At 70.8% G+C, this 9,233-nt stretch carries 7 protein-coding genes; 4 read left to right on the top strand and 3 right to left on the bottom strand.

Annotation, left to right across the window (positions count from 1 at the left end; genetic code table 11):
* Window positions 1–12: 12 nt before the first annotated feature.
* Both OOT08_RS05285 and OOT08_RS05290 read right to left on the bottom strand, forming a co-directional pair.
* The gene (locus OOT08_RS05285; protein ID WP_325091526.1) at window positions 13–804 is read right to left on the bottom strand and encodes a class I SAM-dependent methyltransferase; all 792 of its coding nucleotides are present in this window, start codon (window positions 802–804) and stop codon (window positions 13–15) included.
* On the bottom strand, window positions 801–1,220 hold the full coding sequence (locus OOT08_RS05290; protein WP_325091529.1) for a hypothetical protein: 420 nt from the start codon (window positions 1,218–1,220) through the stop codon (window positions 801–803). Before OOT08_RS05290 ends, OOT08_RS05285 begins: the two co-directional genes overlap by 4 nt.
* 339 nt (window positions 1,221–1,559) lie before the next feature.
* On the opposite strand from OOT08_RS05290, the gene OOT08_RS05295 reads away from it, so the two are divergent.
* The gene (locus OOT08_RS05295) at window positions 1,560–4,874 is read left to right on the top strand and encodes a DUF5979 domain-containing protein (RefSeq protein WP_325091530.1); all 3,315 of its coding nucleotides are present in this window, start codon (window positions 1,560–1,562) and stop codon (window positions 4,872–4,874) included.
* 155 nt (window positions 4,875–5,029) lie between these two features.
* Window positions 5,030–6,706, top strand: a complete 1,677-nt coding sequence (locus tag OOT08_RS05300; protein ID WP_325091531.1) for a SulP family inorganic anion transporter — start codon at window positions 5,030–5,032, stop codon at window positions 6,704–6,706.
* A gap of 42 nt (window positions 6,707–6,748) precedes the next feature.
* On the opposite strand, the gene OOT08_RS05305 is transcribed toward OOT08_RS05300, so the two are convergent.
* Window positions 6,749–7,207 carry an SIP domain-containing protein gene (locus OOT08_RS05305; RefSeq protein ID WP_325091532.1) on the bottom strand — a complete coding sequence of 153 codons (459 nt, stop codon included), beginning with the start codon at window positions 7,205–7,207 and terminating at the stop codon, window positions 6,749–6,751.
* Between the two features lie 339 nt (window positions 7,208–7,546).
* Here OOT08_RS05305 and OOT08_RS05310 point away from each other — a divergent pair, with 339 nt between their 5' ends.
* Together OOT08_RS05310 and OOT08_RS05315 are read left to right on the top strand one after the other, a co-directional pair.
* Window positions 7,547–8,539 carry an aldo/keto reductase gene (locus OOT08_RS05310; protein ID WP_325091533.1) on the top strand — a complete coding sequence of 331 codons (993 nt, stop codon included), beginning with the start codon at window positions 7,547–7,549 and terminating at the stop codon, window positions 8,537–8,539.
* Window positions 8,536–9,233: alpha/beta fold hydrolase (locus OOT08_RS05315; protein WP_325091534.1), on the top strand; the 698-nt coding region annotated here is incomplete at its 3' end. The genes OOT08_RS05310 and OOT08_RS05315, both read left to right, overlap by 4 nt.

The raw sequence follows: 9,233 nt of genomic DNA on the forward strand, positions 1-9,233 counted from the left end.
GGGGGTTCGGCCTCAGCGCGGGCGAACCGCCTCGATCGTGACCACGCTGGTGTCGGCATCCGGGGCGACCCCGTGCCGGTAATCCGCGGACACCGTGACCTCGGCGAAGCCGATCGAGCGCAGCAGGGTCACCATCTCGAAGTGGCCCCAGAGCCGGAGCGTGAACAGGTCAAGCTCGCTCTCGACGAGCGCGCCGTCCCGCCAGCGCTCATAGCGGAGCTGGGTCGTGTGGGTCTGCGCGGCGAAGTCCGTGCCCTCGTGCACCCCGAGCAGGGTGAGCGCGTCCCCCGAGCCCGCCCCGGAGGCGTCGCCGGGGTCGATCCAGCGCCGCGCGCTCGGCGCGGTGTCCGCGAGGGCGGCCAGGGAGTCGAGATCCAGGATCAGGCGGCCGCCCGGGCGGAGCGCCCCAAAAAAGCGGCGGAGCACCGCGGCGGTCTCCTCGGGATCGACGACGAGCTGGATCGAACCCGCCGGGATGATGATCGCCGCCTGGGGCTCGGACACCTCGAAGTCCTGGAAGAAGGCCAGCTCGAGCGCGGGGTCGAGCCCGCGGGCCGCGCACTCCGCCCGGCAGATGTCCAGCATCTCCGGTGAGGCGTCGAAGCCGCTCACGGCCAGCCCCGCCTCCAGCAGAGGGATGAGCGCACGGCCGTTGCCCACCGCGGGTTCCAGGATCGGTCCGGTCTCCCCGGCCAGCCGCTCGGCGTAGAACTCCAGGTCGCCGAAGGAGCGGCCAATCGCCTTATCCAGGTGATACACCCGGGCGGCGAGGGTAGCGTAACGGTTCGTGGGCGCACCGCTCATGCGGATTCCTCCTGTGTGATTCTGCGGGGCAGCTCCCCGGCATCGCGCACCCAGCGGTCGCCGCGCGCGTCGGTGAAGGTGAGCGAGGTCACCGGAACGGTCGCGCCGTGCACGCCGAGCGGCACGCTGGCTCGCCCGGGTTCGACGTGGTCGAGGTCGATCGGGTCGTGCCCGTCGAGCACGATCCGGACGGCGTGAATGAGGTGGTGCGAGCCGTTCGACACGATGATCTCGTCGCCCGTCCGCCAGGCGCTGACCCGGTCGGCGTGCTCGCGCTTGGCGGCGAGCCACTCGCTCGCCTCCCGCCGCTTGCGCTCGGTGCGCTCGCGGCGGATCTGCCAGAAGCCGACCGCGAAGGCGGCAACGGTGCCCAGGGAACCGGTCCAGGTCGCAAAATCTCCGTAGCGCTGCGGCACTCGACGGCCCCCTCCTCGTTGCGTTCGTCTTCGACGCTCGTGTTTCCTCCACGCTAGCCCAGCCCCGCCCGAGCCGTCGACTCGCCCGAGCCGGGCGCGCGCGCCTCAGGGGGTCCGCGGAACCTGCGGGCAAGCTGTGACGACGCACAGAAGATTTGCAGAGTTGTCACACAACCAGCGAGAATGGACGATGGCCCATTCGGCCTCCCCCCACCACTGCATCGACGCACCCCGGTGAGCTCCCCCCGCGTGCTCGACTGTTGGGTGCCCTGTCATGTCTGTTTCGGGGGACACACAGGATTAGGTTCTGCCACACCGGGACTTGATGCAACAAGGGGAATGATGAATCAACACGCAGTTTTTCGCGCGCCAAAACCGCGCGTGCTCACGGCGGTCGGGCTGGTCCTCGCACTGATCGTGACCTTCTTCACCGGCAGCGCGCTCAGCGCGGCACCGGCCACCGCCGCTCCCGGCGATGCGAGCATTTCGAGCGTTGCGTTCGAGAACTCCAGCTTCGAAAACGGCAGCCGCCAGATGCTCCAGGTCGGCTGGAACATCGCAGCCGAGGCAGACGGTGACGTCTCCTTCCGCATGGACCTGCCGCCCGAGCTCGTCGGGAACGCCGAGACGATCCCCATGGCGGGCATCGATCAGAAAGTCATCGGTGAGTGCGTCGTCACGGCAACCGAGGTCGTCTGCACGGTCGACCCGGCGTTCACCAAGGACAACCCCTTCGGCATCGAGGGCGGCCTGAACCTGTTCGTCACCGCCAACTTCGCTGAGGGGACGACGGGCGACCAGACGGTCAACCTGAACGGCGACGACATCACCGTCACCATCGCCGAGGAGCGCCCGCCCTACGTGTGCACGGAGAACTGCGACTTCGGTGGCAACGGCTTCGGCAAGCGCGGCTGGTACGACAACAGCACCGACACCATCACCTGGGAGGTCTCCCTCCCCGCGCCGAAGACCGGCATCGAGCCCGGCCAGCAGGTCACCATCTCCGACCTGGCCGACCCCGAGATCCTCGCGCTCGTCGCCGGTGAGGGAAACCCCCGCCTCGAGGTCGCCCGCTCCCTCAAGCGCCACGACAACAACCACCAGTACCCCGTCTGGGAGCGCGCCAGCGAGCCGCTGACCCTCAGCAAGGACGGCCTGACGATGGAGTTCGTCTCCGAGCCCGGCCTGGGCGCCGACCACGCCTCCGAGGACGGCACCGTCACGGGGCTGGACGGTTCGCTGTACCGCGCCGTCTGGGTGATGTCCGCGCTCGACGGCGGCAAGTCCGGGTCCTACCCGAACAAGGCCAGCTACACCATCGGCTCCGAGTCGGACACGACCTCCGCCACGGCGAACCGCGAGACGCAGCAGAACGGCTCCGCCTGGGTCATCGGGAAGAACTTCGGCATGGTGCAGGTCGCCAAGCAGCTCGCCAAGGGCAGCACCGCGACGATTGAGCCCTCCTTCGAGTACACGATCACCTACGTCGCAACGCACGACGACGGCACCTCCGCCACGGGCACCTTTGTGCTCCGCAACGGCGCCTCGGCGTACACCCCGGAGATCTTCAAGGACACGACCGTGACCTTCACCGAGATCACGCCAACGGGCGGCGCGGCCGTCACGTGGAAGGACCCGGTCTTCCTGGACGAAGCGGGCAAGCCGCTCCCGACCAACAAGGACGGTCAGGTTGAGATTCGCCTGAGCCAGGACAACGGCAACCTCGGCACGCTGACCAAGCTACTCGTCGTGAACGAGGCCGTGCTGAACCAGGGTTCCTTCTCCGCGCACAAGGAGATCGTCAACGCCGACTCCGTCGTGATCCCCGAGGACGCCCAGTTCACCCTGAACTACACCTACGCGGCCGGCTTCGGCTACCCCGCTGGCTCCGGCACGATCGTCCTCGACCAGGACGGCACGGTCGTCTCGAGCGATCCCGTGCCCCTCGGCGCGACGGTCACGCTCACCGAGGCGACCCCCGCCGCGATCACCGGCGCGACCTGGGATGAGACCCCCGTCATCACCCCGAACACGCTGACGATCGACGAGGCCTCCGCCACGGTCGATGTCACGGTGCAGAACACCCTGAAGCGCGACTTCGGCTCCTTCACCGTCACCAAGGCGCTCGCGGGCGACGGCGCGGCGCACCTGAAGGGCTCCGACAGCTTCAGTGTGAACTGGTCCTACCCCGCCGACAAGTCGCTCGGCTTCGCGGGCGACTCCGGCACGCTCACGGTCACCCCCGAGACCCCCGTCACGGTCACCAAGGTTCCCGCGGGCGCCGTCGTGACGCTCAGCGAGGACACCGCAGGCGCGAAGCGCCCCGGCACCACCCTGGGCACGGAGTTCGATCAGAGCACCTTCTCCGTGGTCGGCAACGAGACCACCGAGGTCACGCTGACCAACACCTACGAGCTTGAGCGCGGCTCCGTCGCCCTGAGCAAGAAGATCGACGGCTCCGGCGCGGCCCTGCTGCCCGAGGACGCTGGCTTCCTGGTGACCTACGCCTACCCCGAGGGCATCGGCTTCGCGGCCGGGCAGGGCGAGGTCCGCCTCCCCGCCAACGGTGACGTCGTCACGATCGACAACCTGCCCTACGGGGCCGAGGTGACGTTCTCCGAGCAGGATCCCGAGGCCGTCCCCGGCGCGACCTGGACGGACCGCTCCTGGTCCGCGCTGATCTCCGCGCGCGCGGCGGAGGGCGAGGAGCCCGCCGAGGATGACAGCGTCTACACGACGACAGTGACCGGCTCGGGGACCTTCCTGGAGCTTGAGCTGACGAACACGCTCACCCGCGACGTGGGTTCCTTCAGCGTCACGAAGAGCGTGACCGGCTCCGGCGCGGGCCTCGTTCCCGCCGAGCAGGCCTTCGACTTCGGCTACAGCTACCCCGCCGGAGAGACCTTCGAGGCCGGCTCCGGGACGATCTCCGTTCCCGCTGACGGCACCCCCGTCACGGTCGGCGACCTCCCGAGCGGCGCGGTCGTGACCCTGACCGAGGAGCAGCCCGCCATCACGGGCGGCACCTGGGCGGCTCCGGTGTTCACCGAGTCCAACGAGGTCGTCATCGCGACGAACGAGACCGTCGAGGTCGCCGTCGTCAACGAGATCACCCTGAACACGGGCCTCTTCCAGATCGCGAAGACCGTCGAGGGCTCCGGCGCCTCACTCGTCGCCGCCGACACGGAGTTCCTCGTGGACTACGCCTACCCCGCGAACGAGCGGCTCGGTTTCGCCGCGGGCTCCGGGACGCTCACCCTGCTCGCAGACGGCACCCCCGTCACGAGCGAGGCGCTCCCCTACGGCGCCGAGGTGACGCTCAGCGAGCAAGCCCCGGCGGACGTGGCCGAGGCGACGTGGGCTCTGCCCGCGTTCACCGTCTCGGGCGCTGAGCCTGCCGAGACCGGCGAGCGCGTGACGCTCACGATCGGTGACCAGACCACCGCCGAGGTGGCCCTCGTCAACGCGATCGAGAAGAACCCGGCCCCCGGGGTCACGGCACCCACGGACAAGCAACCGGGCGCCGGCCCCGACGCGAAGAACGGGCTGGCGAACACCGGCTCGAACCCCGCGCCGTACCTGATCGGTGGCGCGATCGCGCTGCTGCTCGGCGCGGCCCTGGTCGTCGTGGCTCGGATCCGCCGCCGCGCCTAAGCGAGGCTGATCCAGCGAGGCCGTCCACCCCGACCGGGGTGGGCGGCCTCGCTCGTTTCTGCGGTCCCCGCGCCACACTCCGCGATTCCGACGCTTGGCTCGCTAGGCTGTGCATATTGCGGGCAGCCGCAGGGGGCCCGAGAGAGGGGCCGACTGTGTCCGAAAGCCGTCGTTTCACCGGGGCGCTGCGCGCGCTGCTGCCCACCCGAGCCGACTACGGACAGATTGGCCGGAGCTGGCGCCCGGACCTCGTGGCGGGCCTGACGGTCGGCATCGTGGCGCTCCCCCTCGCGCTCGCCTTTGGCGTCAGCTCGGGCGCGGGCGCCGAGTCCGGACTGATCACGGCGATCGTGGCCGGGCTGATCGCGGCCGTGTTTGGCGGCTCAAACGTCCAGGTCTCGGGTCCCACCGGCGCGATGGTGGTCGTGCTCGGCCCCGTCGTTGCCGTGCACGGCGCCGAGGTGATTCCGCTGCTCAGCCTCATGGCGGGGGTGATCGTGGTCGCCGCCGGGGTCCTTCGGCTCGGGCGCACGGTGTCGTACATCCCGTGGCCCGTCATCGAGGGCTTCACCCTCGGCATCGCGGTCATCATCTTCCTCCAGCAGGTCCCCTCGGCGCTCGGCTCGGTTCCCGGGCCGAGCAGTAACGCCCTCGTGGCGGCCGCGCAGTCGGTGCCGGAGGCCACCTGGTCCGGGGCGCTCTGGGCCCTCGGCGCGGTGCTCGCCGTGGCCGCGATCATGCTCCTCGCCCCGCGCCTGCACCCACAGCTGCCCGGCTCCCTGATCGGCATTGCCGCGGTGACGGTGGCCGCGGTCCTCCTGGACGCCCCGCTCGCCCGCATCGGCACGCTACCGAGCAGCCTGCCCGCGCCCAGCCTGCCCGCTGCCTCGCCGGAGCTGCTGCTCACGCTCCTCGGTCCGGCCCTCACGATTGCGGCCCTCGCCGCAATCGAGTCCCTGCTTTCGGCCCGTGTTGCCGCCTCGCTCACCCCCGTCGGCGGCTACCACGCGGATCGGGAGCTGTTCGGCCAGGGGCTCGCCTCGATCGGCTCCGGGCTCTTCGGCGGGATGCCCGCCACGGGAGCGATCGCCCGCACCGCGGTCAACATTCGCGCGGGGGCGCAGACGCGCGTGTCCGCGATCGTGCACGCCGTGGTGCTGCTGCTCGTCGTCCTCTTCGCCTCCCGAATCGTGGCGGAGATCCCGCTCGCGGCCCTGGCCGGGGTGCTCATGGTGACCGCGTTCCGAATGATCTCGATCGCCACGGTGCGCGCGGTGACCGGGGCGAACCGCTCGGCCGCGATCGTCTTCGCGCTGACCGCGGTCGTCACCGTCTCCTTCGACCTCATCATCGCCGTGCTCATCGGGATCGCGGTGGCCGCGCTGTTCGCCCTCCGCTCGCTCGCGGCCTCTGGCGGGGTGCACCGCGAGGAGATCCCCGGCCCCCGCTCGCCCGAGGACGCGCGGATCGCCCTGTTCCGCTTCGACGGCGCCCTTTTCTTCGGCTCGGCCGATCGGACGCTGGAGGCGGTCGCCGCGGTGCAGGGCGTCGACGTGGTGATCCTGCGAATGAGCCAGCTGCAGCTGCTCGACGCGACGGGCGCGCACGTGACCGCAGAGATGATTCAGGCGCTGGAGCGCAGCGGCATTACGGTGCTCCTCAAGGGCATCCAGCCGAAGCACCTGCGCCTGGCCACCCGGGTCGGGGTCCTGGCGGAGCTGCGCGATCAGCAGCACCTCTTCGAGGACCTGGGCGAGGCCGTCCGGCACGCGCGCGACCACGTGCGGCGCGCGGGCGGGGAGGCGATCCGCCCGGAGCCCCGGGCTGGCTGAGCCGGGGCGCGCGCCACGCACCCGGGCTCTTCGTGGTCTGGGCTATTCGTGGTCCGGGCTGCTGCACTGCCGCGGCGTTCGGCCGTCCAGCTCGCGCTCCAGGCGCGCCCCGAAACTCGCCACGACGGAGCTGGTCCTGGCCCCCAGCCAAATGTGCCAGCCGAGGGCATCGCAGTCATCCGCGCGCAGCCACTCGTCTAACCAGCCGTCCACGGCGTGGACGAGCGCTTCCCCGCGGGGGGCGCCGATGCCGGGCATCGGGCTGGGCGAGCGGTCCTCCCGGCAGAGCCAGGTGATCCCGATGCCCGGGGGAGCGTGCAGGGGCACGATTTGAATCGAGGAAAACACCTCGACGAAGACGCGGCCAAAGCTGGTCCGCGGCTGCGAGTTGAGCCAGAGCTGCAGGGCGGGCAGGTCGCTGGCGTCGCCACCTGCCAGCACCCAGTCCCCGGGAAGCACGACGGATTTGCTGACGGGGACTGGGTGCTGGGGCTCGCTCACGGTTCCAGCTTAGGCAAGGCTAACCTTAACAGCAAGAGGTTTTTTCCCGCATTGCCTCCCGAGCAGCGGGCCCCGGACGCGCACCGCGGCCCAGACGACCTCGACCCCCAGAGGCGCTCCTCGCACAGAGGGGGGATCGTGCGAGGAGCGCTTCGTGGGGGTCGAGGAGAACACCAGACTACGGCGGAAAGCTGACCGGGCGACGTGAGCGAAATGAGCGTTTGCTGTGCGCGGCACGCCCGGGGCTGGGAATGCGTGGGGAGCCCGGCGATGCGCCGGTCGGGAGACCGCGCCCGCCCGCGCTTCCCCGGCGCGGCCCCTTCGGACTAGGGTGGCGGCATGAGCGAAAAGAGCCCCGCGCGGATCTCCCCCGACCGTTCTCCCCTCGGCACCTCCGGGATGGAGGTGTGCGGCATCGGCCTCGGCGGCAACGTCTTCGGCTGGACGGCCGACGAGCCGAGCAGCCACCGGATCCTGGACGCCTACGCGGACGCGGGCGGCAACCTGATCGACACCGCGGACGGCTACTCGCACTGGGTCCCGGGGAACGCGGGCGGCGAGTCCGAGTCCGTGATCGGCTCCTGGCTGCGCGGCCGCGGGCGTCGGGAGCGGGTCCTCATCGCGTCGAAGGTCTCCACGAAGCCGGATCGGGCGGGGCTCGCCCCCGCGAACATCCGCGCCGCCGCCGAGGACTCGCTCGCGCGGCTCGGCGTGGACGCGATCGACCTCTACTACGCCCACTTTGACGACCCGGAGACGCCGCTCGAGGAGACGGTTGCCGCCTTCGCCGAGCTGGTCACCGCGGGCAAGATTCGGGCCATCGGGCTCTCGAACTACACCCCGGAACGCCTCTCCGCCTGGTTCGACATCGCCGAGCGGGAGGGGCACCCGCTGCCGGTCGCCCTGCAACCCCACTACAACCTCATGGAGCGCGAATACGAGACCGGCGCCCGGCAGATCGCCGAGCAGCACGGGCTCGCGGTCTTCCCCTACTTTGGGCTCGCGGGAGGCTTCCTCACGGGGAAGTACCGCGTGGAGGAGCAGGCCCGCTCCGGCCCACCCGGCGACGGGGTGCCCTCCCAGCGCGCGGAGCGGGCCTCCCGCTACCTGAGCGACTCGGGGCGGGCCGTGCTGAGCGCCCTCGACGAGATCTCGGCCCGGCACGGGGTGCCCGTCGCGAGCGCTGCCCTCGCCTGGCTCCGCCAACAGGACACGGTGGCCGCCCCGCTGGCGAGCGCCCGCACCCCCGAGCAGCTGGACGCCCTGATCCGGTCAACGACCGTGACCCTGAGCCCGGCTGAGCTTGAGCAGCTCAGCGGGGCCACCGCATGAGCCGCGCACGCGCCGAGCTGCCCAACCGCGTCACCGAGGAGCCGGACCGGGTCCTTCGCCATCGTCGCGGCGATCACGAGCTGCACCTGAGCTGCTGGGACGGCGGGCACGCCCAAACGGTGCTGCTCGTGCACGGCATCGGCATGGGCAGCGCGTACTACGGACGGCTCCGCGACGCCCTCGCCCTGGCCGTCAACGTGGTCGCCGTCGACCTGCCCGGCTTCGGCGACACCCCGGAGCCCAGCCGCAGCCTGAGCATGCCGGATCTCGGGGACCTGCTCGGCGAGGCGGTGCTCGCCCAGCTCGGTGGCCCGGTCGTCGCCGTCGGCCACTCGATGGGGACCCAGGTCGTTGCCGAGCTGGCCGACCGCCACCCGGAGCTCGTCCACCACCTCGTGCTCATCGCCCCGACCGTCAACGCCAGCGAGCGCTCGGTGACGAGGCAGGCGCTGCGCATGATCCAGGACCTCTGGGGCGAGTCGCCACGGGTCATGCTGATCGGTTCGTGGCTCTACCTGCGCACGGGGCCGCGCTGGTTCATCAAGAAATTCCGCACCATGCTCGAGCACCGCATCGAAGACGTGCTGCCCCGGCTCCGCGTCCCGACGCTCGTGATCCGCGGCGAGACGGATCGCGTCTGCCCCCGAGACTGGGTGACGGCCTGCGCCGATCTCATTCCCGGCTCGGTCATGAC

The organism is Leucobacter sp. M11, from assembly GCF_035726885.1.
In the GTDB taxonomy this organism is placed as follows: Bacteria; Actinomycetota; Actinomycetes; order Actinomycetales; family Microbacteriaceae; genus JAPFRB01.

Coding starts and splice junctions, on each gene's coding strand:
- OOT08_RS05285 (WP_325091526.1), bottom strand. CDS start 804: ATGAGCGGTGCGCCCACGAACCGTTACGCTACCCTCGCCGCCCGGGTG.
- OOT08_RS05295 (WP_325091530.1), top strand. CDS start 1,560: ATGATGAATCAACACGCAGTTTTTCGCGCGCCAAAACCGCGCGTGCTC.
- OOT08_RS05310 (WP_325091533.1), top strand. CDS start 7,547: ATGAGCGAAAAGAGCCCCGCGCGGATCTCCCCCGACCGTTCTCCCCTC.